This window comes from Balneolaceae bacterium (assembly GCA_034521495.1).
In the GTDB taxonomy this organism is placed as follows: domain Bacteria; phylum Bacteroidota; class Rhodothermia; order Balneolales; family Balneolaceae; genus Rhodohalobacter.
The window spans coordinates 783448-807689 of the sequence record JAXHMK010000009.1 but is presented as its reverse complement, the minus strand read 5'-3'; the positions used below and the strand labels follow the sequence as shown (position 1 = coordinate 807689).

Genomic DNA, 24242 nt, shown 5'->3' with positions numbered 1-24242 from the left:
TAAGTCTGTTTGATTAAAAAAAATGAGACCATATGAAAAACAGTCTTCTCTGGTTTAGAAACGATCTTCGACTCCACGACAACATCCCACTCACAAAAGCCCTGGATTCAGACACTCTTCTGCCTGTTTTCGTATTGGATGAATCACTGTTTGAACCCCATTCCACACTTGGTTTTAAAAAGATGGGAGCACGGCGAGCCAAGTTTCTGCTCGAAACACTTACTGACTTGGATAAACAGTTGCAATCGCAGAATTCGAAACTTCATGTGTTAGTGGGTGATCCGGCCAAACTTCTGCCAGATCTGATTGATAAATACCACGTAACTGATCTCTACCATCAGGCAGAACCGGCTCACGAAGAAAAGACAGTTCGAAATAATATCAAGAAACAGATTGAACCGGGTGTAGATGTTCACTCGTTTTGGGGATCTACTCTATACCAGTTGAGTGATATTCCATTTTCAGTTTCAGAAATTCCGGATGTCTATACACAGTTTCGAAAAAAGTGTGAAAAACAATCGGATGTTCACGATCCCTTACTTGTACCTGAATCCATTCCTCCCCTTCCACCGGATTTTGAGTCCGATAAGTCGATCCCTGCTCTTGAGGATCTGGGATATGATGCAGAACCCGAATTCGACGACCGTGCCGTCCTCCATTTTAAAGGCGGAGAAACTGAAGGACTTAAACGAATGAACAATTACATCTGGGAGGGTGACCATCTTAAAAATTACAAGAAAACCCGAAACGGATTGCTGGGCGCGAATTACTCCTCAAAGTTCTCTCCCTGGCTGGCGGTTGGAGCACTTTCTCCGCGAATGATTCACAAAGAAGTGAAAAAATATGAAGATGAACGGGTCAGCAACCAATCGACATACTGGATGATTTTTGAACTGATCTGGCGTGATTACTGGAAGTTTTTGTTTGTAAAGTATGATCCTCAGATCTTTTATCCCGGCGGAATTCAGGGTAAAGATATAGATTGGAAACACGATCCAAAACTTTTTCAACGATGGGCAGAGGGCACCACCGGCTTCCCTTTTGTGGATGCCAATATGCGGGAACTCAAACACACCGGATTCATGTCGAACCGGGGTCGACAAAACGTAGCCTCCGTTCTGGCTAAAAATTTTGGGATCGACTGGCGCTGGGGAGCGGCTTGGTTTGAATCCCAATTGATTGACTACGATGTGTACTCCAACTACGGAAACTGGGCATATGTTGCAGGCGTGGGAACCGACAGCCGGAACCGATATTTCCATATCGTCAACCAAGCCAAAAAGTACGACAATGATGGTGAATATATGCATCACTGGCTTCCGGAACTGGATAATATTCCCGGTAAACTGCTCCCTGAGTTTCATAGACAGAACCCTGAAGAGCTAAAGATGTATGATGTAATTCTTGGTGTAGACTATCCGAAGCCGATCATTGATCTGGAAAAGTCTTATGAGAGACTGAGAAATAAGAATTCCTGATCTGGAGAAGCTTAAAGAGGATGCAGCACAGTTTATTACTGAATAGTAAGATCATTAAATCGAATATCGGAAATCTCAAAAATCGCGAAATTAACAGTTTCGAACGGTTTTACAAGAGATTTGATATTCGATTTCCGATTTATTGACGTAACGATCTAAGATCTGTATCTAATAACTGACCGAGCTTCAACTCATAAGGCATTCAGTACCTTTTACACTTCTTCCACTTTGCAGGTTTTTAAACCGAATGGTGCGTAAAGCGGACAAAAGCTGATAAAACTGGTAAGCAGAAAAACAGCCGCCAGTACCATTAAAACGATACCCACTGTTCCTGTAATTACATTTGTAAAGTATAGTATTCCAAAAACGACAGCTAAAATAGTTCTGATAACTCTGTCTGCCGTACCCATATTCTTTTTCATTGTTCTGTTGGTTTGAGTGTTTAAGTTTTTATATAAAAAAGTACTTCCTGTTAACAATACTTATCATTACTTCCAACAGGCAGTACTCGTATTCATTCTTCGACCAACTTAATCATCGTTGCTATTCAATTCAGTGACCTAAGTCACCACTTTAATATTTTTATACCATTCGTCTGCTGCTCCACCTTTCCCTCATGTTCCAGTTTTTTCATGACCCGGCTGACAACCTCTCTTGCCGTCCCTAAGTCGCTTGCAATTTGGCGGTGAGAAATTTTTAACGGATTTTTATCCAACAATTCAATCTTTTCTCTCAGGTAATCATACAATCGTTGATCCATTTTATTGAACATGACGTGTTGTATCGTCTCAAGCAGTTCACTATAACGCAGGTTGTACTGTTGATAAAACAACGAGTTTAGATCCGGGTATTTCTTTATCCAGCTAAAGATTTTTTCTACAGGCAGCAATAAAGCGGTAGTATTTTCTTCGGTCTGTGCAAATACATTACTCGGTTCATTTTTCAAACCGGCCGCAAATGACATAATGCAGCTTTCATTTGGCTTGATATAGTATAAGAGCAAATCTCTCTCCTCGTATTGTTTGAACACTTTGATAAGTCCCTCAAGAACAATCGGCACAACGGATACATATTGTCCCTCACGTAAGATTTCAGTGCCCTTGGGAATTTCTTTCATCATGGCACTATCTGCAATTTCCGAAATCAGCTCAGAATTCAGATGTGGAAATACTTGCAAAAGCTTCTGTTTATTTATCATAAAAAAATTTCGTTTAATCTATTTTAAATGTAAGTATTTCAATTCTGGATTCAGACAACTGTAATTTTACTTTACAATGAGAAATATTCTTTGGTAAATCACATTTTTTTTGTGAATATAAATTAATAGTTACATTTATTTTTAAACGTAAATCTGCATTTAAATCTATTTGGATTTTAAAATCCTGTTGAAACTAATTTAAAAAGAGTTAACAATACAGATCTAAAAATCCATTAGAGAGCAGGAATAAAAATTAGACTGTTATGAAAAAGTATCCATTCTTACTCACACTTTTACTACCGGCTTTTATTTTAATTTCACTTTCGCTTCAAGGCTGCGGAGGCAATGGAGATGATTCAACAGCGGAGCAAGAACAGGATATGGATCCATATCTTGAACAGTTCCAAGAGAGATTGACACCTTTTGAACAGGAGCATGGAATTGGCCCGATAACAGAACGAATTGAGATTAGCAATGAAATTGATCAAGAAATGGTAATGCGGGGCCGTGAAATCTTTGAGATGAAATGCATCGACTGCCACTCGTTGGAGCAAGATGAAGTTGGTCCTTCCCTTGGTGATGTTGTAAACCGAAGAAGCCCTGAGTTTATCATGAATTTTATGCTAAACCCTGGAGAAAATGTATTAAATCACCCCGTTGGGTTGGACCTCTTAGCAGAACATAATGTAGAGATGCCCTACAGAGATGTTTCTGAAGATGAGGCAAGAGCTGTCTACGAATTTCTGCGTGATTATTACGCATCGCAGTGATTCTATCATTAGGTTTGTAGATTTTCGATGATAAATTATTCAAATCAATATACCCGATATCGAGATCTATAATGTCGAAACCAACATATTCGATTTCCGTTTTAGTCCGAGTAACTTACAATTTTTAATAGCTCAGTCGTCTACAGAGCTTTTTATATTTAAGCCAACTTACAACTCAATAATAAACTAATGTCTCCCAAAAAACATCAGCCTAAGACATACATTTATCGCTATAGTTTATCGAATTCAGAATAATCAGATCATCAAGACTAATGGCAGAGCATTCAAAAAACCGCTAGTTATTCGGTCAACTGAACTTTAGCAATCTCATTGCCTTTATAGCCGGTATTCAAGATCCTGAATCACGTTCACGAAGCAAGGGACAATTTTGCGATGATTTCTAAAGACGTTCCTAGGCAATTGGTGCCTGAATGAGCAAAAACCAGCTGTGAAATCATCAATCATATACACCAATTACTCCGTACATCCAAAGATATTATTGAAAATGGAGCATTCAATTACAAACGTCTTGAAGTATTAGACTTGCATTCCGAAACCATCAGATTTAACAATGGACTGATATCATTTGATGATTTAATAGCTCGAGCAGAACTGCAAGAAGCTGGAATCTATAAACTTTACAAGTACCAATTTCTGATATATTCATCCATATCAGTAAACTCTCTTTAATGCGAAGAATAAACGGAGGCCCTGTCGGAACAAGCGGTTTCTCGAAAGTACCTATTTCAATAGGTTAGCTTGTATATTTTATAAACTTTGCTCGTACATTCATTTTTTTATCCAATTTTGAATACAAGCTTCTATAAACACGTATACTGAAAATATTTCAAACAGCATTTTACGTATGGAATTCGCTCAACAAATATTTTTTACAACATTGGCGGCATCCTTTGGGATGTTACACATCATACTCTATCTCTATAACCGAAAATTCAAGAGTAACTTATATCTTTCTATTTTTCTGTTTCTGTTTGCACTAAACATTTTCTTCGATTACCAATCATCTATTTCAGTACAGGAGCATCATCTATTCTATTTACGTTTGCACCGATTGGTGATCCCTTATAATTCTCTTTTTGCATTGCTATTCCTGTATAATGCTTTTGATCTTAACATTCCCAAATATTTTTGGGGACTTACCGCCGCACTTGTATTTACGGGAGTTCTTGCCGTTATCGAGCCGATTCATTATTTCATCTTCGTGCAAATTCCGTTGTTGGTGGTTATTGCAGAAGGAATACGGATCTTAATATCGGCTGTCAAACTTAAAAAAAATGATGCCTGGATCATCACAACTGGGTTTATTCTTTTATTTATCTTCTCATCGTATGATGTGTTTATGGACATGAATCTCATCTCGCCCGTAGCGGGAATTGTGAACGGCTACCCATTTGGATTTATGGGCCTGATGCTTTGTGCTTCCATCTACCTGGCGAGAGATTTTTCGAGAGCAAACAGAACCATACTACAGAAAGAGCGGGAAGCCAGGGAGATGGAGATCAAACGAAAAGTTCTGGAGGCCGAAGATCAACGAAAAGCCCTGGAGCTGCAGGAAGCGCGAGAGGTTCAACTCTCTCTCCTGCCGAAGTGTATTACCGGCCTGCAGAATTATGATTTTTGTTTTGAAATGCACCCGGCTACCGAGGTCGGCGGGGATTATTATGACTACTCCATTTCTGAATCCGGAGAGATTTCAATCGCCATTGGAGATGCCACCAATCACGGAATGAAGGCCGGAATGATGGTTTCAATTATGAAAAGTCTTTTTATCTCCCATATTGATCAATTGGAAATTACAGAGTTCCTGAATCACTGTTCGAAAACCATCAAGCAGATGAAACTAAAAAATCTATTTATGGCTTTGATGATTGTGAAAATTAACGGCAATCAACTTAGAATCTCATCCGCCGGTATACCGCCATTAATGATTTACCGTGAGGAAACAGGTGAGATTGAGGAGTTCAAAATTAAAGGAATGCCACTGGGTTCTTTGGAATTTTTTCCTTACCAAACTATGGAAACAGAATTAAATGATGGAGATACTATACTATTGATGACTGACGGGCTGGCCGAACTGTTTGATGAGGAGAGAAAATCATTTGGGATGGACAGAATCAAAAAAACGTTTTCAAAAAATATCGAGAAATCGGTAAATGGAATTGTGGAAAGTCTTTTCACGGCTGGGCGGCAATGGCGGGGGACTTCAAAACAGAATGATGATATTACGTTTGTGAGCTTCAGATACAAAAGCTAACCAAATTGAATGGAGCAAAAAAAAGTTATAAAACTACTTCTCTCAGCTATAGTAATATTGTTTCTTACGATATTTGCATGGTGGGCAATTGAAGGCAGCATTCGCCAATGGACTCATTCCGACACATTCGGCCAACAAATTGAAACAGTTGTTCAGTTCTGTAGTGGAATCCTGAGTTTTTTAATGATTGGTACTCTCTTTTGCTGGCAGGATTCGGCTCGGCTTATTCGCCTGGCATGGATTATCTCTTTTATCGGAACCGCCGCTCTTTCAGCTTTAGTGTGGGGACCACCGATGCCCCTTGTTAGCCTCGCCTTTGCAAGTGTATCATTTCTTTTAGGCTGGACAATTCTTATGATGATTCGAAAGATTGAAAAATTAAATTGATGTTCAGTATTACATTGATAAGAATTAGATCAATATGAAAACTGACTACAATCATGCCTACAATCATGCAATTGCCGCTCACTACGCTGCATACCGGCCATCGCTGCATTCCACTATTTTGGAAAAGGTGCTTCCTGAGGATCCAATGTTCTTAAAGGGATTGGATGTGGGATGTGGAACAGGATACTCTACACTTGCATTGGCGAAATACTGCTCGAATGTAATTGGAATCGATCCCAGTCAGTCGATGTTGGATCGGGCGACCGAATATCCAAACGTCAAGTATGTAGAGGGTTCCGGCGAAGAGATTCCATTGCCGGATGATTCAATTGATATCGTCACTTTGGCGGGTTCTCTGTTTTACATCAATTTGAATAAAGCAGCCTCAGAAATTCGAAGGGTTTGCAGAAAAGAGGCTGTTATTATTCCCTATGATTTTAAAATTCAGTTGAATGAAACTTTAGCTCTGCTTGGTTTGGATCATCAAACAACTAAAAAAGAGTACGATCATACGGTTAATTTTTCCGGCGTTGATGGATTTAAAGAGATCGTAAACAAACAGGATCAGATTAATATTGAATGCACCGGAGCTCAGTTGGCTCATCTCTTGCTGTCTGATCCTAATCGATATAATAGGATCGCTAAAAAATTTGAAACTGAAAATCCATTCAGAAAACTGAAAGAGTCATTAATAAAATCGGGAAATCATTTCTTTGTGAAAGCCAACCTTTTCTATTCGAAATATCACTTGGGTGAGGAATAGAGAAGCCATAGCCAAACTTTGAGAAACCTCCCGAATTTATCATATTAAAGCATTCTTTTACATTCCACCACCTGATATGAATAAACGAACCTTTCTCAAAACATCTTCAGCGCTCGTAGCGGGCAGTTTTTTAACGCCATTTAAGCAGATGATCCCTCAAAACCTGCAAGAAGTTCGAACCAACTGGGCTGGTAACCTGGAATACAGTGCCTCCAATTTTTATCGCCCGCGTACAATCCATGAACTACAAGAACTCGTATCAAACCTTGAAAAACTGAGAATACTTGGTACACGGCACTGCTTTAATACTGTGGCCGACAGTACGGAAAATCAGATCTCGTTTGATCGGATGAATCACTTTATGGAGCTGAATGAAAAGGCTCAAACCGTAACGATTAGTGCCGGCATTACATACGGGGAACTCGGTCCATTTCTTGATAAACGCGGATATGCCCTGCACAACCTGGCCTCTCTTCCCCATATTTCTGTGGTGGGTGCATGCGCAACGGCCACTCACGGATCGGGAATAAACAACGGGAACCTGGCAACGGCCGTGCAAGAAATAGAATTTATTGATGCAGATGGCGAACTGCATTCCCTTTCTCGAGAAAGCGACGGAGACAAATTTAATGGAGCTGTTGTAGCACTTGGTAGCCTGGGAGTTGTTACCCAATTAACACTGGATGTTCAGCCGACTTATCAAATGCGGCAATTTGTGTATTTAGATCTGCCGGTTTCAGAGTTAGAAAACAACTTTGAGGAGATTATGTCAGCCGGATATAGTGTGAGCCTTTTTACAGACTACCAATCCGATATGGTAAACCAGGTTTGGATCAAACAAAAGATTGAAGATGAAACGGATCTTCCAGAACCTGAATCTGATTTTTTTGGTGCCCGCCTTGCAGAGAGGCACGTCCACCCGATTATTGACATTTCTGCAGAAAATTGCACCCGGCAGATGGGCATTCCCGGTCCCTGGTATAATCGACTCCCCCATTTTCGTTTGGAGTTCACCCCAAGCAGCGGACAAGAACTCCAGGCCGAGTACTTTGTACCACAGGAGCATGCTGTTGAAGCCTATCAAATCATCAACAGTATGAAGTCTCAAATTGAACCACTTCTGATGATCTCTGAAATTCGAACCATTGCAGAAGACGACCTATGGATAAGCACCGCAAATGGCCGCCCTTCTGTTGCATTTCATTTTACCTGCGAACAAAACTGGGAAAAGCTGAGAAAGCTGCTACCTGTAATTGAAGAAAAACTCCGCCCGTTTGATGTACGCCCGCACTGGGGAAAAATGTTTACGATGAGTCCCTCGCAGCTGGAGTCGGTTTATCCCCGAATGGGTGATTTTCGGGAACTGATTTCTGAGTACGATCCAAATGGCAAATTCCGCAATACGTTTGTCCGCGAAAATATTTTTGGGGGATAATTTTGATGTCGTTGAATTGACTCTGCATCAATCATATTAATTTTCTATAATCTTTTGGGAGAGGTTCATAATGCGATGGAGGGAAACAGCCGAAGAACCAATGCCCGCCGATTCAATGTTAATTTCAAAAAAACAAGGTGAGAACAATGGCACAGATTCGATTTGGCGTATGGAATATGGAATGGATGAACGACCTGTTTACCGACGGTCCTGCTTTCAAAGATAATGATCAAAAAGTGCGCGGTCCGAATCCATTTGGATCAAGCAACAGGCCAACTGTGAAAGATCGCCGGGAATCGCTGGCCGGAGTCTTAAACGAAGTAGATGTGGATGCATTGGTAATTGTCGAAGGGCCAAATAAAGCCACTGAACTCCAACTCTTCTTTGATACAGATGTTAACGGAACCTGGACATGCGATGTTCAGCCAACGAAAGGTGGATCACAAATTTTGGGACTGGCCGTCCGCACCGATAAAGGCCATTTTGCAAGCGAACCTTTTGAACGCTTTCACATTGATGAAGGAATGGGCGGCGAAAGTGAACGTCTGAGCAGCGCTACGACCGATTTTACAATTGACACGGACGATGATGAAATCCAGGAACTTCACCGGTTTGAACGGTTGCCGCTGTACGCCCAGATAAATCTCGCCAATAATAAAAAACTCAGAGTTGTTGGACTTCACCTGAAGAGCAAGGGGATTTTTCAATCCTATGAATGGTCCAAATGGTGGAGTCAGGCGGATGCCAATCGCAAGAAAATTGTCGCACAGTGTACACAGCTGCGGCACGAGTTTCTTGATTATTATCTGACGGAAGATTCTACCAAAAATATCCCGATGATTATTTGCGGGGATATCAATGATGGTCCGGGACAGGATACCAGCGAAAAGAAACTAAATGTGAGTGGCATTGAGCGCCTGATGGGCACCGTCTGGAAACCGGGTCTTTGCCTTGGAAACGCTCTTTACGATGCACTTGACGATGACGACCGCTGGGAAATTGATCTTTCATCTATCTCAACAACCAGTTTTAAAGATCCTATTTTTGATACCTACCGAAAAGTTTGGATCGACCACATACTCTATACCCGGAATCGCCCCGATACGTGGATCAGCAATGCCATATCCCGCGAGGAGATGCCGGATGGCCAAAAAGTTTGGAGAAAATACAGGTATGCATCCGATCATTTTTTAGTGACGGCAGATGTTGATACTGACTTACTGTAGTAACTTAACCACATTGAATATGAATGCAGTTTTATATAATTCAGAAAATAATTTTATAAATCATTGGTTTTCATGTTATTACAGATATCAACAAACTTAAATAAACACAATGGAAAATTTCTTAATCTAAAGTGGTTTAATTCCCCGACCCTCTGGGTCGGAAAAAGACTAAATTCCCCCTTCGAAGGGGGAAGCGAACAGAGTGAGCTGGGGGATGACTATCTGAGTTTTGAATTGACAAAGTCTTGGTTCTGAAGCATAAATGATCATCCCCCATTGCCCCCTTCAAAGGGGGACACTTCACAATAAGTGCATAGATTGTTAAAAAAATTTGGATTATAAGTTGATACCTCGTGGGCTTTGCCCCGAGGTAGTTCATTTCTACATCACGGCTTCAAAAAACCAACTCCTGCACAGATGGAGGAATGGAAAAAATAGTTCGAGATTATCAGTGACAAACAAGTAGATCGCGGAGGCTTTCGGGGCGGATTTGAAATCACTGAATCCGGAATTGATGAACTCCCATTCGGTGAAGATTCTCTGACCGGCTACACCATCATTGAAGCTGAAAATATTGATGAAGCGAAAAAGATTGCGGCAAAATGTCCGATTGTAAGCAGCACCCGCCTTTACCAGGTTCACAAATAAAAACATTTCAAAAAATCATCAATGGAGATTCGTGAACTGGTTTAGTGATTTCAATATCAAAACGGCTCTTCTCTTTCCATATGAGAGAGATTTGTAACCTGCTAAAAAAACTGGCGTAGTTTTAGTGGAGTTTTTTTCAAAATATAGCTGCCAAAAAATAACTTACCCCATGAATAACATGTCGGACATTTCATCACGTCAGGCTGCGTTAGCAGCAGGAGTCGGGTTAATCCTGATGGTATTTCTTGCACCTGTTGCCTATTTCTCAATCATTCAAAATCTCATCGTACCTGGAGATGCTCCTGCAACAACAGCCAACATTGTGGAGTCTTTAGATTCATTCAGAATGAGCATAGTGATGCTTCTTTTCGTGGCCATTCTTGATATTCTGGTGGCCTGGGGACTGTATGTTCTGCTAAAACCGATCAACAAAAGCCTTTCATTATTAATGGCCTGGATCAGAGTTGTGTACGCTGCTATTTATGTAGTGGCAATCGCCAATCTCTACAACGTCTTGCCACTTTTAAGCGATGCGGGTTATACGGCTCTTTTGGGAACGGATCAAATAAACGCCCAGGTGATGTTGTTGATAGATTCATTCAGAAATGAATGGGATACCGGCCTCGGGATTTTTGGACTTCACCTGTTTCTGCTGGGGTATCTTGTGTTCAAAGCAGATCAACGAATTCTGGGTATCCTGGTGGTTATTGCCGGTGCCGGCTACTTCATCGATTCGTTCGGAAAAATGCTCTCCCCTGATTACAGTTTAACCATTGGCCTTTATACATTCGCCGGTGAAATCTTGCTGATTTTTTGGCTGATCTGGATCGGTTTCAAAGGAGTTCCCGACACGTTGAAGAGAGGTTCAATCAAAAAGAATCATCCATGAAAAAAGTCTGCATCATCGGTGCATCCGGGAAACTTGGAAAATATATGGTCCAGCACTGCCTGGACAGAAACTACGAAGTGGTTGGCGTTTGCCGGGAGAAAAGCGTGCCAAAGCTGGATGAATTTAAAGACCAGATTACCATCGTTCCGGGAAGAACTAACAATCGAGAAGTGATCAAAAAAGCGGTAAAAGGTTGCGATGGGGTACTTACAGTTCTGGTACCGTTTGGTGTGAATGATTACTCCTCAGGCACTGCAAAAGCTGTGTTAGATTTTGCCGAACCCGATGCCCGCCTGATCTTCTCCTGCGGCTGGCACATCACCAAAGACGGTAAAGACGAATACTCCTGGAAGGTAAAATTCCTGGTGAATGTTCTCGGAGGTATTGCCAAATTTTTCAGACTCGTTGATATCGACGACCAGGTTCGGGCCTGCGATCTGATATTTGAAAGTGATAGAAAGTGGACGGTGGTTCGCGGAAGCGATCTTGAAGAGGGAAAAAGCCAGGGACTGCCGGTTTGGAGTGAGCACGTGGGTGATCCCATCCTGGAAAGCAACCTGACCCGCCGCATCGATTTTGCACTTTTTATGGTCGAGGCACTCGAAAATGACAATCTGATCCAAAAAGCACCGGCAATTGTTGGGATGTAAAACGGAATCGGCATTGGCTCATAACCCAGATAAATAAATATCTGATTGGTCTAATCACGAGGGGTTTTTTCTCGTGCAGTTTTTTACCAGAAGCGGTGCTTCCAGATGCAACGAGGTTGTCCAAAAAGGACTGCATTCGGAACCCCGCATTCCCGGTGCAGGCTCGATTCTCCAGAGGAGTCCTTGGGACCAAATCTCCACTCTTTATCTATGTTTGGAGGTACCCGGACCTGTCATTCGTAAATTTGGCGTAGTTAGATCGTGGGCTGGTATGACAAAAATTAGAATATTGATTTCTCTCACATCTTTTTTGGACAGCCTCAAGCAAAAGGACAGCCGTACTTGAAAAATCAGAAATAATTATTATACTGCCTGTCTGTGCAATAAGTAAATAAATAACAGTCTCATGTATCGGAGCAGATCCGGCATAAAACTCCTGATTTCCACCTTTCTTGTTACTGCATTGGTCTGTATAAAGTTAGCCGGATGTTCAGAAAATTCAGTGTCCGAATCCGGAGACCAGAAACCATCTGCTCAAGAGGCTCTGCTGACTGTAAAAACAATCGCCGGAAACTCCAAGGGTTACATCGACGAAACTGTAGACAAAGCCCGATTTAATAATCCCTGGGGAATAGCACTGAACAGTAACAACGAAATTTATATCGGGGATTCGGACAATGCCGCTATACGTATTATCACCAGTAATCAAACCGTTGAAACATTTGCTGGAAGAGGCTACGGAACCGGATTTATAGACGGTTTCTGGAATGAAGCTCTCTTTGCGCAGCCAATGGGTGTAGAACTCGCCCTCAACGGCGTTTTATTTATAGCAGATGCATCAAACCATGCGATTCGGATTGTAACTCAAAATGGAAGAGTGGAAACATACTCCGGAGTTGGTTTATCCGGCGATGTTGACGGGCCCCGTTTACAAGCCAGGTTTAACAACCCGGCAGATATTGCTGTGAGCTCGAATCTAACGGTTTATGTTGCGGATGGCCTCAACTATAAAATTCGCAAAATCAGTAACGCCGGAGAAGTATCGACTCTTACCGGAACGGGAGTTCAGGGGTTTAAAGATGGTCCCGCCGATCAGGCACAGTTCGCACTTCCCGTTAGTATTGCTCTTGGTCCGGATGAAAAATATCTCTACGTTGCCGATCTTTTTGGTCACCGGATCCGAAAGGTTGAACTATCTACAGGCAATGTCTCCACAATAGCAGGCAATGGCGAAGCTGGATTTGCCGATGGAAATTTGCAAAATGCTCGGTTAAACAGGCCTGCGGGAATCGACATCGGTTCAGATGGAACGGTCTATTTTTCTGATTCCGGAAATCATTCAATTCGAATGATCAGGGATAACAGAGTCACCACATTAGCCGGTAATGGCGAAATAGGTTCGGCTGATGGCGTTGGTGCAGAGGCTCAATTCAACAAACCTTATCACCTGGTACTGAGCAAGGCAGAAACTTTCCTTTACATCTCCGACTGGGAAAATCATCGCGTGAGAAGGCTTCGGTTGGTAAACTAATCAAGGTTCGACATGAATTTATTGAAGGGCGTCAGAGCACAGTTTCGGCCGCTTTTTGGTCGAAACAGTCTACGCGTATCTGGCGCAAGTGTTCAGCGAAGCGTCACTTGTGCCACCTTATATCACTTTTTATAAAAAATGGTGAGACTTTTTCAATACTATTCTATTACATTTATTTACACAGAACTCCTTCCATGCCTACTATCCTCACTTCTAAGGGTCCTTTTCGGGTAGTTTAATTGCTGACTTTAAAAAGGAAGCCCGACTGAATGTCTCCCCCTTTTCCCAGTAATCATTACCCCTACGGACTTCCCAAGAAAAAAAGTATTTATTTGTACATCTTTCAGAAACTTTCATTCAAACAGTAACAACGAATAAATAGGGAAAGATTATGGATCGACGTGATGCAATTAAAAATATGGGTATGGGACTTTCAGCCGGTGCCCTGGGACAATTTTCATTGAAAAATGATTCCTCGAGCCAGAAGAATCAACAGGAACGCTACTCAAAAGCAACCAACGGACTGCCGCCCCTGGAGATCACCAATGTTAAAGCCATTGCCACTGCTCCGCACGGCATTGAACTGATCGTAGTGAAGGTGGAAACAAACGAACCCGGGCTCTATGGACTGGGATGTGCGACTTTCAGGCAACGCGCCAAGCCGGTACTTTCCGCGGTTAACGATTACCTGGCTGATTTCTGTGTGGGAATGAATGTAAACAACATTGAGGATGTATGGCAGATGACGTACCAGAACTCGTACTGGCGGAATGGCCCGGTGCTGAACAATGCCCTGAGTGGCCTCGACATGGCGTTGTGGGATATCAAAGGTAAGCGGGCTAATATGCCGGTCTATGAGCTGCTGGGTGGAAAAACTCGTTTTGCAGTGGATACCTATACCCATTGCGGCGATGAATCGATCGAAGCGGTCATTGATAATGTAAAAGAAGCGATGGAGCAGGGCTTTCGTCACTGCCGAATTCAGCTTGGAGGATACGGTTCAACAGCCATTTCGGGCGAGCCCGATTTCAAAAAAGCAGGATTTGGAATGGACCGCGATCGTTTTATGGATACCCATACCTATCTGCAGGGCACACGGGAACTGTTTGAGAAAGTACGGGAAGCTTGCGGTGATCGGATCGAACTTTGTCACGATGTCCATGAGCGGGTACAGCCGCGCGATGCGATTCAGCTCTGCGAAGACCTGGAGCAATACCGCCCCTTCTTTATTGAAGATCCGCTTTCTCCCGAAAATAACGAATGGTTTGAGCTTTTGAGGCAGAAAACGTCTGTCCCCATCGCTATGGGAGAGCTCTATAACAATCCCCACGAGTGGACCCAACCGATGACAAACCGCTGGATCGACTTCATCCGCATTCATATTTCACAGATCGGTGGCATCACACCGGCCATGAAGGTAGCCAGGCTGGGCGAATTTTTTAATGTTCGTACTGCGTGGCACGGACCGGGTGATGTATCCCCGATAGGACATGCCGCCAACGCCCACATTGACCTGGCCGTATGGAATTTTGGGATCCAGGAGGCACCGAATATGACGGACCGGTTGCGTGCGATATTTCCGGGAGCACCCCGTGTAGAAAATGGCTACGTAAAAATTAATGAAGCGCCGGGTATTGGTGTTGACCTGAATGAGGAAGAAGCTAAAAAATTCCCAATTCCCGACAAGCAACTCAACACCTGGACTCAAGTCCGTGCACTTGACGGAACACCGATTCGTCCATAAACGGATACAGAGAAGTGGCTTTAGATTACAAACTATTATGGTGGATTTGTGGAGCAGATCCTTCTGAAATAGATCGATCCAAAGCAGAGTGAGGCTGTGGAAAATCCTGAGCTTATTCCGATGACTGAAAACTCTGAATAAGCTGGGAATAACACCTTGCCTTTAAGGTCCAAATTTTGTCATTTACACCCGAAAACGATTCAAGTTAAACTTTTATAAACACTAAATAAGATTATGCTCAGCAGACGAAAAATGTTAAAAGCGCTTGCCGGAATTCCAATTCTTGGCACACTGGCAGCGACAGCTCAATTCAGTAACACAGCCACAGAAAATTCCAAGAAAGCACCAAATCTATTTGATGAGCTTGGAATCGAGCCAATCATCAATGCACGGGGGACGATGACTTACCTCTCCGGTTCGCTGATGCTGCCGGAAGTGGTTCAGGCGATTCAATCTACCTCCCACGATTTTGCCAATATGTATGAGGTGCAGAACAGAGTGGGCGAACGAATTGCGGAGTTGCTAAACGCTGAGGCAGCGATGGTGACTTCCGGAGCGGCCGGAGCATTGACGCTGGGAACGGCGGCATGTATCACCGGAGATGATCCTGAGAAAATCGAGCAGCTTCCGAATCTGCCGGGTCCGCAAAAAGAGGTGATCATCCAAAAAGAACACCGGTATGTGTTTGATCACGCGGTTCGATGTGCCGGAGTGAAACTGGTTGAAGTGGAAGGGCCGGACGAGATGGAAGCGGCGATCAACGAAAATACAGTCATGGCCCTGTTTTTTAATGGGGCAGCGTCCTGGTTTGGATTGGAAGAGTACAGCATTCCGCATGAGCAATTTGTATCGATTGGAAAGAAACATGGTATTCCTACCTTCAATGATGCAGCGGCAGACGTAACTCCTGTTGAAAACCTCTTCAAATACCAGGAGATGGGCTTTGACCTGGTCACCTTCTCAGGCGGAAAAATGCTTCGGGGTCCCCAAAGCGCCGGTATTTTATTGGGACGAAAAGACCTGGTTGAAGCCGCCAAACTGAATTTCAATCCGCATGAGTCCCCAATCGGACGCTCGATGAAAGTAAACAAGGAAGAGATCTTTGCGATGCTCGTGGCATTGGAATCGTATCTTGAAAAAGATCACGAAAAAGAGTGGCAGGAGTGGATTGACCGAACCGAAGAGATTGCCGCGGCTGTAGAAAATGTACCAACAGTGAAAGGCGAAACTCATATTCACGACGGACCGGCCAACCACTTCCCGGGGTTGAAAGTACGATGGGATCAAAGCCGTGTAAAAATCTCACCAACAGATTTAGCTGAAAAACTGAGAACCAGCACGCCCCGAATTGAAGTGGGCGGAAATGACGAAGAACTCAACATTGCCGTGGTAACACTGAAACCGGAACAGGTTTCGGTTGTAGGTGAGCGGGTGAGAGAGGTTCTTGAGGAGGCTGTTTGATAGATTGCTGATGATTGGGCATTTTTCTAAGCACCCGTCTAACTGTTCTTGGTGAAATATGATAGCGATGTCTTACTCCCGACCGTGGGTCAACTCTTCTTATTTTTGATGGAAACAGATATTGCCATTTCAGTTCTTTAGCTGCCTTCGGATACTTTCTGGATAAGGTTTTTGGCAAAATCGTTTCGCCAAATCCTTTTTAAGAATTAATCGGCGGATTCATCAGACATTTTTCCCTTTGAATTAAATATTCATCCGGCAAAATCCGTGTATGGTTTGTTCAAAAACTCATTTTAGATTATTATGAGGCAAAATCAAGGTCAATGTTATCTCCTTTAAATACACGTTATGTGTCGGAAGCCACATTTTTTGCAACAGGCAATTTTCACTTCTATAATCTGTTATAAATTAGTAGTTTCTGGACAGACTAGATGAAAATGGAGGTGTTTATGAAATCTAAAACAAAAAAATGGCAGTTACAGGAAGCTAAAAACAGATTTAGCGAAGTTGTCCGAAAAGCATCCGAAGAAGGGCCTCAAACGGTTACAAAGCATGGAAAAGACAGTGTAGTGGTTCTTTCGGCTGAAGATTATCGAAAATTGGAACAACCGAAAACATCTTTGGTAGAGTTTTTTCAAAATTCTCCACTTTCAAAGATCGAGATTGATTTGAAGCGAGATAAATCCCCTTCCCGTCAGGTTGAACTATGAGCTATTTGATTGATACATGCTGTATTTCAGAATTGGTTAAAAAGAAACCAAATCCAAATGTTCTGAAATGGTTCGCCGATCAGGATGAGCTTTCGATGTATTTAAGCGTCATTACTTTTGGTGAATTACGAAAAGGAATTGAAAAATTGCCTGACTCAAAAAAGAAGAAAGAGTTAAATCAATGGGTCAATGAGGATTTAAACCGTCGATTCAAAAATCGTGTAATCAACATCAACATGGAAGAAGTGAATAGATGGGGCAAGATTTTGGCTACAGCAGAAAAAAATGGAAAACCACTTCCGGCAATTGATTCACTTATTGCTGCAACAGCCCAGGTTCATGAACTTTCAGTTGTTACAAGAAATACGCAGGACATGGAAGGCTCAGGAGTTGACGTGATTAATCCATGGACCTATGAACCAAACACATAACCTTATTTTATTCAGGCGGCATCTTTTAGTGACAGCTATTCGGGCTCAAGGAAATCTATCCCTGGCGAGCCCGAGCCCCAAACTGGCGAAAGTGTTAAGCGAAGCGTTACTTGTGCCAGTTAGGGGATATAAATGCCATGCACTTATAGCTCACTTTGAAATAACGACCGAAGAATTTGATTTGAAGTGATTAAAGAAGTCCGGGATGACTTCTAACGGATAGCTTGAGTTGGTATTGGTGAGAATGCAGATTCCCACCCCTTCGTCAGGAGCAAATGCAATCTCGCTGCGGTATCCATTTACATATCCTCCGTGGTAAACAATCTTTTGTCCATGATTATCAAGCACTCTCCACCCCATTGCATATTGCGACCTGTTCACTCCATCCCAATGCCGGCTATATCGGCGGTTACGGATGGTAGCTAACGGTTCATATATCTCCTTTAGCGTTTCTTTAGAGATCACTTCAGGATAATGGCCTGTTAACAAAAGCAACCACTTTCCCATATCGGAGGCTGAAGCATTCATCCCGCCGGAAGAAACCGCATTGTAGTATTTCTCAGAAATTGAAGTGAGCACACGTCCCCTCGAACGGGAATAGTACAGATGAGGCAACGCTTTATTCCCGGAACTCTTAATACCCTCATAGCTTGCCGAGGAATGATCCATCGCTAATGGCTCGAAAAGCTTCTCATGAAGAAGAGTGTTAAAGTCGGTACCGGTTTGCACTTCAAGAACTCTTTCTATCGCTGAATAGGCCGCATTTTGATAGGAATGTTGCCTTCCTTCTTTATTGATTAAAGGAACTACTTCCAATCGGGGGAGGATGCTTTCCAACGAAAGACCGTCTTCTATCAAATTTGTATAGGCATGGCGCGGCAATCCAGAGGTATGAGATAACAGATGTTTGATCTGAACCCGGTCAGTTTGTCCCGGATCATTCAACCTGAATTCCTCCAAATAACGGGATACAGGATCATCCCAGTTTATAACTTCCTCTTCCACCAATACACCAGTTAGAACCGAAGCAAAGCCTTTTGACAGACTCCCTAATCTGAATACGGTATGTTCATCTACGTTTTCGGATGTCCCTTTCTCTTTTACGCCAAATCCCTTTTGAATCAGAACCCGGCCATCTTTTACAATGGCAACAGAAGCACCTGGTATTTCTTCGTCGTTCAGTCCTTCCTTAAAACCTTGTTCAAATTCATCCAGGTAGATGGCTAAGGATTCATCCATCATCCATTCTTCTTCGGGCTCAGACTCAACAGCGTTCGGTTCCGGTTTGATGTCGGTAAAGGCCATGTAAAACCCGATTGTTACGACCAGTAAAAAAATTGCAGAAAAAAATCGAATCACTGAATATAGATGTGTAGTTTTAAAGACAATTCTGGTTTCTGTGAAGAAATTTTGTCAAGGATACTAAAAAACTGACTACAATATAAAAAGTATTTATCGTTTTGGACGCATTGATCTAAACCAATATTTAAATCATCCTTAACTTTCCTCATCTGGTGCAAGTGTTACATGAAGCGTCCCCCAGCTGGCGCAAGTGTTCAGCGTAGCGTCACTTGTGCCCCTTCCCTTTGCAAAAAAGCTTGGCCACAAGTGACATCCTTGATTTACTGAGAGCAGATGAAATTTCCCAACTAAAAAATACTTCCACTTCTCCAATTCAAAATCTGAAATATTGGATTTATAACCTGCACCAGTTTGATGACAGTACCCACTTCTGCCGTTTCACGTTTGCCTTTTCACTCCTCTTCATCATCAAAAATTTCCTCAATCTGCTTCTCAAAAAGCCGTGCGATTTTAAACGCCAGTGGTAAACTGGGATCGTACTTTCCCGTTTCAATTGCGTTTACCGTCTGGCGCGACACTTCCAGTGCATTTGCCAAATCTGCCTGCGTCCAGTCTCTTTCTGCCCGTAGTACCTTCAGTTTATTCTTCATTTGTATCTCCTCATGTTAATAAATAATAAAATGAGATAGGTAAACCCAATTAGCATCACAAGAAAGCCGATCTCCGCATCAAACGGAATCACATTTGTTGCATCCAGCATAGAATAGGCAATACCACCTACCACAGCTACACCCAGGGAAATTCCCATAGCTTCAAGCTGGACTTTCTGCATCATCTCATCTTGTAGTTTGATATGCCGGATATTCGCAATAATCATCCCGATTCCCACTCCAATATTTAGTAGTATTGCCATCACATTTATAAGATTATTCTCTCCCCAAAACAGTTCCGGGCCAAATGCAGGTATGGCAACCGTCACTACCCACAAAATCGTCCATGTTGCGAGCCGTGCTGTTGACTTTTTGATCTGACTCGACCAATCACTTGATTTTACTTTTTGATTTTCCATAAGTCTATGTTAGTTGTCTTTATGTTAAGTTTACTTTACATATAATATTCTTCTTCCAGATGAATGTCAAGCACACTTGACAAATAATTTAGAGACTTTACTTTTATTGATTTGTAACTGGTTACATCATTGCTAAATTAGGACTGAAATTTTCATTCTATCTGATCAAATAAAGCAGCCATGAACCTGAATCTTGAATCCAGAAAACAGAGAACCTTCGATGCCATCGTCGTAGGAACCGGCATCAGCGGGGGCTGGGCGGCCAAAGAGCTTTCAGAAAAGGGATTGAACACACTTGTGCTTGAACGGGGCCGGATGGTGGAGCACGTCAAAGATTATCCCACCATGATGAAGCATCCCTGGGAACTGCCCTATGCCAATGAACTGACACATGAAGAGAAGACGGAGATCTACCCGGTTCAGAGTCAGACATCATATGCCGTTAAACAGGATACCAAACACTTTTTTGTGAAGGATTCGGAGCACCCCTACATCCAGGAAAAACCATTTTTGTGGACTCGTGGTTACCAGGTGGGTGGACGATCTTTGATCTGGGGACGATGGGCATATCGCCGTGGTAATTTGGAATTGGGTGTATACGAACAGGATGGCGTGGGCATCGACTGGCCGATTCGGTATGAGGATATTGAACCGTGGTACGATTACGTGGAAAATTTCATCGGCGTGAGTGGAAACCGGGATGGACTCTGGCAGATCCCGGATGGAAATTTTCTCCCGCCCTGGGAGATGAACTGTCTCGAAAAACATGTTCGGGATCAGTTGAAGAAAAATTTTGATGATCGTGTTTTAACCATCGGGCGGACTACGAATATTACCCAGCCGCACGGCGGACGCGGAAAATGTATGGCACGAAACCTGTGCAGGCGGGGATGCCCCTACGGAGCCTACTTCAGCAGCAATTCCTCTACCCTTCCGGCAGCCGAAGCCAGCGGAAATATGACGCTCAGGCCAAACTCCATCGTCCACACGATTTTGTATGATGAGCAAAGTAAAAAAGCATCCGGTGTGAGAATTGTGGATAAGGAGACGAAAGAGACCATCGACTTTTATGCAGATATCGTTTTTCTCTGCGCCTCTACTCTTGGATCCACAAGTATCCTCTTGAATTCCGTTGAAAACACCTTCCCCGGCGGATTGGCCAACAGCAGCGGTGAACTGGGCCACAACCTGATGGATAATCACTTCCAGGTGGGCGCGTACGGAACGTTCGATGGCTTTGAAGACCGATATTATAAAGGACGACGCCCGGTGGATGTGCTTGTCCCTCGTTTCCAAAACCTGGATGAAAAAACGAAGCGAAACAACTATCTCCGCGGATTTTCTACCTACGGCTGGGCCGGTCGGCAAGGAGTGGGCCAGGGTGATCCGATGGATTTTGGAGCTGAATATAAAGATCAGCAGACAACGCCGGGTCCTTGGGAAATGACATTATTAGCCTTTGGCGAATGCCTGCCAAGACATAAAAACCGTGTGTACCTGGATCATGAAAACACTGATCAGTGGGGACTCCCTAAATTGGTGATCGACATGGAGTTTGGTGAAAACGAGGCCGAAATGAGAAAGGAGATGGAATCATCCAGCGCGGAGATGTTGGAGGCGTCCGGTTTCAGAGATATTGAAACATACAACGAAGAAAGTCCGCCGGGCCTGAGTATCCACGAAATGGGAACAGCCCGGATGGGGCGAGATCCCAAAACCTCGGTGCTCAACAGATGGAATCAAATTCACGACATCCCAAATGTCTTTGTAACGGACGGTTCTTGTATGGTATCCAATGGCTGGGGAAATCCGTCGCTTACCTATATGGCATTGACAGCCCGTGCTTGTGATTATGCTGTGAGTGAATTAAAAAAGGGCAACTTTTAAACCAATAATTATGGAAAAAATAGATAGACGAGAAGCCATTAAACGTACGGCAGCAATCATGGGCTGTACGCTGAGCGGCACACTAATCTCAGCCGTTCTCTCCGGTTGTTCAAATACGCAAACGTCTTCCGGATGGTCACCTTCTGCCCTTACAAATGAACAGTTGCAGGTTGCAGCCGATCTCGCCGAAGTGATTCTGCCCGCCACCGACACTCCCGGAGCAAAAGATGCAAAAGTAGAGCGGTTTATCGATCGGATGGTCAGCGAATTTTATCCCACTGCTGAACGAAATTTGATCATTGATTCACTTGATGAACTGAACCGATCTGATTTTTTAGAGTTGAATTTTGAGAACCAGACTGAATTCGTCTCTCAGTTTATCAGCAACGAAGAAAACCGGGATTTCTTCCTATTGTTCAAGCAAACTACTTTGATGGGATTTTTTACTTCCGAGATCGGTGCTACCCAGGTATTGCAATACGATCCTATTCCGGGAGGATATTTGGGTTGTGAATCTCTGGAAGAACTCGGCGGCAAAACCTGGGCTACATGAAGTTTTTGGAATGCAAGGTTCCGCCGGCACTTCTCTTTGCGATTTCTACAGGCTTGATGTGGGTCACCTTTAAATATCTAAAAAGCTTTTCGTTTTCACATCCCATCCTTCCCTGGATTGCCAAAGCTCTTTTCTCAATTGGAATCCTAATTGGTATTGCGGGAGTCTGGGAATTTTGGAAAAAGAAAACTACCGTTGATCCGCACCGGCCCGAGAAAGCATCATCATTTGTGAATTCCGGGATCTATCAATTCACCCGTAATCCTATGTATCTGGGCCTGTTAATCGGATTGATTGGAATTCTATTCTTCTTCGCAAATCCGATCAATATTTTATTGGTGATAGGCTTCATCCTGTACATGAATCGATTTCAAATCATACCTGAAGAGAGAGCAATGACCAAAAAATTTGGAGAGGATTTTTTAGATTACAAAGAATCGGTTCGGCGGTGGATATAAATCTCCCCTTGCGCTTGCGTCCCGACCATTCGGGGAGGGGAGTCTTCCGTCAGCCGACGGAAGGAGGGGTGTACATTCCAACTTCAAGAGGCTATGAAAATATTATTTTTCAAAATATTCTGACTTTAAAAATTTAAGTTAGTAACCATAATCAGAGTTCTGTCTTTTCGGACCCACCCCCGTCCCCTCCCTATCACGCTAAAAAGAAGCGTGACAAGGAGGGGGAGCCTTCATAAAATCAATCACCTAAATAATTTAAGTTCTTAAACATTTGACAGGGTGTTTTCTTACAACCCTTTTTGGGAATCTGCCTTTAGGAAGCACTGTGTACATCTCTCGCGTCCCACTGCGTACCCCGCGGTTGATTAGTAACCGCTGAGAGCGCGGGGAACGCGGTGTTTTTTTTGGAATTAACCACCCAAAAACTCTTCAATATTTTCCTTCACTCCCTCAATGAGCTCCGTTCGGGCTTCGATGCTTGCCCAGGCGATATGCGGGGTCATCACCAACTTATGTTTATTATTGATGGAAAGCAGCGGATTATCCGCATTGATCGGCTCCTCTTCAAACACATCCAGTGCAGCGCCAGCTATCTCATTTTTATCAAGAGCTTCTGCCAAATCAGATTCGTTGACAATTCCACCTCTACCGGTATTAATCAAATATGCTGTTTCTTTCATTGATTCCAATTCGTTCGCACCTATCAATCCTTCCGTGTTCTCATTCAGGGGCGCGTGAATAGATACAAAATCGGAACTCTTCAACAATTCGTTCAGCTCCATATGAGGATACGGCTGATCCAGGTTCCTCCCCGATGTTGAGTAATACACCACCTTCGCCCCAAATGCTTCCGCAATCGCAGCTACCTTACTGCCGATATTTCCAAGCCCGATAATTCCAAACTGTTTCCCGTGAATTTCAGAATAACTGAGATCCATATTGGTAAAAATATCGTGCTTTGCATACTCACCACTTTTTACAAACTCATCGTACTGCGAGACTTTTTGAACCAGGTGAAGAATCATCGAAAAGGTGGTTTGGGCAACGCTGTTGGTGGAATATCCGCTCACGTTTTTTACCTGAATTCCGGCTTCTTTTGCAGCCTCCCGGTCGATATTATTCATTCCCGTAGCCGCCACACAGATCAGCTTCAGATTCCCGGCTCCTTCAATCAACTCGCGATCTAAAACTACTTTATTGGTGATAACAATATCGACATCCTTGATTCTCTCTTCGGTTTGATCGGGTGATGTGGTTTGATAAAAAGTTGTATCGCCAAACTTTTGTAAATCTTCAAGATTGGTTACATCACCGACTGTTTTGGCATCGAGAAATACAATGTTCATGCTTAATACTTTTTGATCTAATTGACTATTC

At 43.0% G+C, this 24242-nt stretch carries 23 protein-coding genes; 17 read left to right on the top strand and 6 right to left on the bottom strand.

Annotated elements, in window-relative coordinates:
• The first annotated feature begins 32 nt into the window (after positions 1-32).
• Complete coding sequence (locus tag U5K72_08565; protein MDZ7718853.1) at positions 33-1478, top strand: DASH family cryptochrome; 1446 nt, start codon at positions 33-35, stop codon at positions 1476-1478.
• A gap of 212 nt (positions 1479-1690) precedes the next feature.
• Here U5K72_08565 and U5K72_08560 read toward each other — a convergent pair whose 3' ends face one another.
• Positions 1691-1900, bottom strand: coding sequence for a DUF2892 domain-containing protein (locus tag U5K72_08560; GenBank protein MDZ7718852.1), 210 nt, complete (start codon positions 1898-1900; stop codon positions 1691-1693).
• A 143-nt stretch (positions 1901-2043) separates the two neighbouring features.
• Positions 2044-2676 carry a Crp/Fnr family transcriptional regulator gene (locus U5K72_08555; GenBank protein MDZ7718851.1) on the bottom strand — a complete coding sequence of 211 codons (633 nt, stop codon included), beginning with the start codon at positions 2674-2676 and terminating at the stop codon, positions 2044-2046.
• A gap of 263 nt (positions 2677-2939) precedes the next feature.
• On the opposite strand from U5K72_08555, the gene U5K72_08550 reads away from it, so the two are divergent.
• The 13 genes from U5K72_08550 (at position 2940) to U5K72_08490 (ending at position 17596) form a co-directional block, all read left to right on the top strand.
• The gene (locus tag U5K72_08550; protein ID MDZ7718850.1) at positions 2940-3446 is read left to right on the top strand and encodes a cytochrome c; all 507 of its coding nucleotides are present in this window, start codon (positions 2940-2942) and stop codon (positions 3444-3446) included.
• Positions 3447-4311: 865 nt separating this feature from the next.
• Positions 4312-5721, top strand: coding sequence for a SpoIIE family protein phosphatase (locus U5K72_08545; protein MDZ7718849.1), 1410 nt, complete (start codon positions 4312-4314; stop codon positions 5719-5721).
• 9 nt (positions 5722-5730) lie between these two features.
• On the top strand, positions 5731-6108 hold the full coding sequence (locus tag U5K72_08540; protein MDZ7718848.1) for a hypothetical protein: 378 nt from the start codon (positions 5731-5733) through the stop codon (positions 6106-6108).
• A gap of 34 nt (positions 6109-6142) precedes the next feature.
• Positions 6143-6871 carry a class I SAM-dependent methyltransferase gene (locus U5K72_08535; protein MDZ7718847.1) on the top strand — a complete coding sequence of 243 codons (729 nt, stop codon included), beginning with the start codon at positions 6143-6145 and terminating at the stop codon, positions 6869-6871.
• Between the two features lie 76 nt (positions 6872-6947).
• Positions 6948-8306, top strand: coding sequence for an FAD-binding protein (locus tag U5K72_08530; GenBank protein ID MDZ7718846.1), 1359 nt, complete (start codon positions 6948-6950; stop codon positions 8304-8306).
• Positions 8307-8452: 146 nt separating this feature from the next.
• Positions 8453-9532, top strand: a complete 1080-nt coding sequence (locus tag U5K72_08525) for a hypothetical protein (GenBank protein MDZ7718845.1) — start codon at positions 8453-8455, stop codon at positions 9530-9532.
• Between the two features lie 817 nt (positions 9533-10349).
• Complete coding sequence (locus tag U5K72_08520) at positions 10350-11069, top strand: DUF4386 domain-containing protein (GenBank protein MDZ7718844.1); 720 nt, start codon at positions 10350-10352, stop codon at positions 11067-11069.
• Positions 11066-11719 (top strand): NAD(P)H-binding protein, encoded by a 654-nt coding sequence (locus U5K72_08515; GenBank protein ID MDZ7718843.1) that lies wholly within the window; start codon positions 11066-11068, stop codon positions 11717-11719. Before U5K72_08520 ends, U5K72_08515 begins: the two co-directional genes overlap by 4 nt.
• Positions 11720-12125: 406 nt before the next feature.
• Entirely contained in the window at positions 12126-13250 is a 1125-nt protein-coding gene (locus U5K72_08510; protein ID MDZ7718842.1) for a hypothetical protein, read from the top strand.
• 391 nt (positions 13251-13641) lie between these two features.
• Positions 13642-14994: an enolase C-terminal domain-like protein gene (locus U5K72_08505; GenBank protein MDZ7718841.1), complete on the top strand. Its 1353-nt coding sequence runs from the start codon at positions 13642-13644 to the stop codon at positions 14992-14994.
• Between the two features lie 234 nt (positions 14995-15228).
• Positions 15229-16455 carry an aminotransferase class V-fold PLP-dependent enzyme gene (locus U5K72_08500; protein MDZ7718840.1) on the top strand — a complete coding sequence of 409 codons (1227 nt, stop codon included), beginning with the start codon at positions 15229-15231 and terminating at the stop codon, positions 16453-16455.
• 449 nt (positions 16456-16904) lie between these two features.
• On the top strand, positions 16905-17165 hold the full coding sequence (locus tag U5K72_08495) for a type II toxin-antitoxin system Phd/YefM family antitoxin (GenBank protein MDZ7718839.1): 261 nt from the start codon (positions 16905-16907) through the stop codon (positions 17163-17165).
• Positions 17162-17596 (top strand): type II toxin-antitoxin system VapC family toxin, encoded by a 435-nt coding sequence (locus U5K72_08490; GenBank protein ID MDZ7718838.1) that lies wholly within the window; start codon positions 17162-17164, stop codon positions 17594-17596. The genes U5K72_08495 and U5K72_08490 overlap by 4 nt, the downstream gene beginning before the upstream one ends.
• A 150-nt stretch (positions 17597-17746) precedes the next feature.
• On the opposite strand, the gene U5K72_08485 is transcribed toward U5K72_08490, so the two are convergent.
• The 3 genes from U5K72_08485 to U5K72_08475 form a co-directional block, all read right to left on the bottom strand.
• Entirely contained in the window at positions 17747-18955 is a 1209-nt protein-coding gene (locus U5K72_08485; protein ID MDZ7718837.1) for a serine hydrolase domain-containing protein, read from the bottom strand.
• 395 nt (positions 18956-19350) lie between these two features.
• Positions 19351-19548: a helix-turn-helix transcriptional regulator gene (locus tag U5K72_08480; protein ID MDZ7718836.1), complete on the bottom strand. Its 198-nt coding sequence runs from the start codon at positions 19546-19548 to the stop codon at positions 19351-19353.
• Positions 19545-19967, bottom strand: a complete 423-nt coding sequence (locus U5K72_08475; GenBank protein ID MDZ7718835.1) for a hypothetical protein — start codon at positions 19965-19967, stop codon at positions 19545-19547. The genes U5K72_08480 and U5K72_08475 overlap by 4 nt, the downstream gene beginning before the upstream one ends.
• A 180-nt stretch (positions 19968-20147) precedes the next feature.
• Here U5K72_08475 and U5K72_08470 point away from each other — a divergent pair, with 180 nt between their 5' ends.
• Genes U5K72_08470 through U5K72_08460 form a run of 3 tightly spaced genes read left to right on the top strand, consistent with a single transcriptional unit; the run spans position 20148 to position 22865 of the window.
• On the top strand, positions 20148-21854 hold the full coding sequence (locus U5K72_08470; protein MDZ7718834.1) for a GMC family oxidoreductase: 1707 nt from the start codon (positions 20148-20150) through the stop codon (positions 21852-21854).
• A 10-nt stretch (positions 21855-21864) separates the two neighbouring features.
• Positions 21865-22407: a gluconate 2-dehydrogenase subunit 3 family protein gene (locus U5K72_08465; protein ID MDZ7718833.1), complete on the top strand. Its 543-nt coding sequence runs from the start codon at positions 21865-21867 to the stop codon at positions 22405-22407.
• Entirely contained in the window at positions 22404-22865 is a 462-nt protein-coding gene (locus U5K72_08460; GenBank protein MDZ7718832.1) for an isoprenylcysteine carboxylmethyltransferase family protein, read from the top strand. The genes U5K72_08465 and U5K72_08460 overlap by 4 nt, the downstream gene beginning before the upstream one ends.
• Positions 22866-23275: 410 nt before the next feature.
• Here U5K72_08460 and U5K72_08455 read toward each other — a convergent pair whose 3' ends face one another.
• On the bottom strand, positions 23276-24211 hold the full coding sequence (locus U5K72_08455) for a D-2-hydroxyacid dehydrogenase (protein MDZ7718831.1): 936 nt from the start codon (positions 24209-24211) through the stop codon (positions 23276-23278).
• Between the last annotated feature and the right edge of the window lie 31 nt (positions 24212-24242).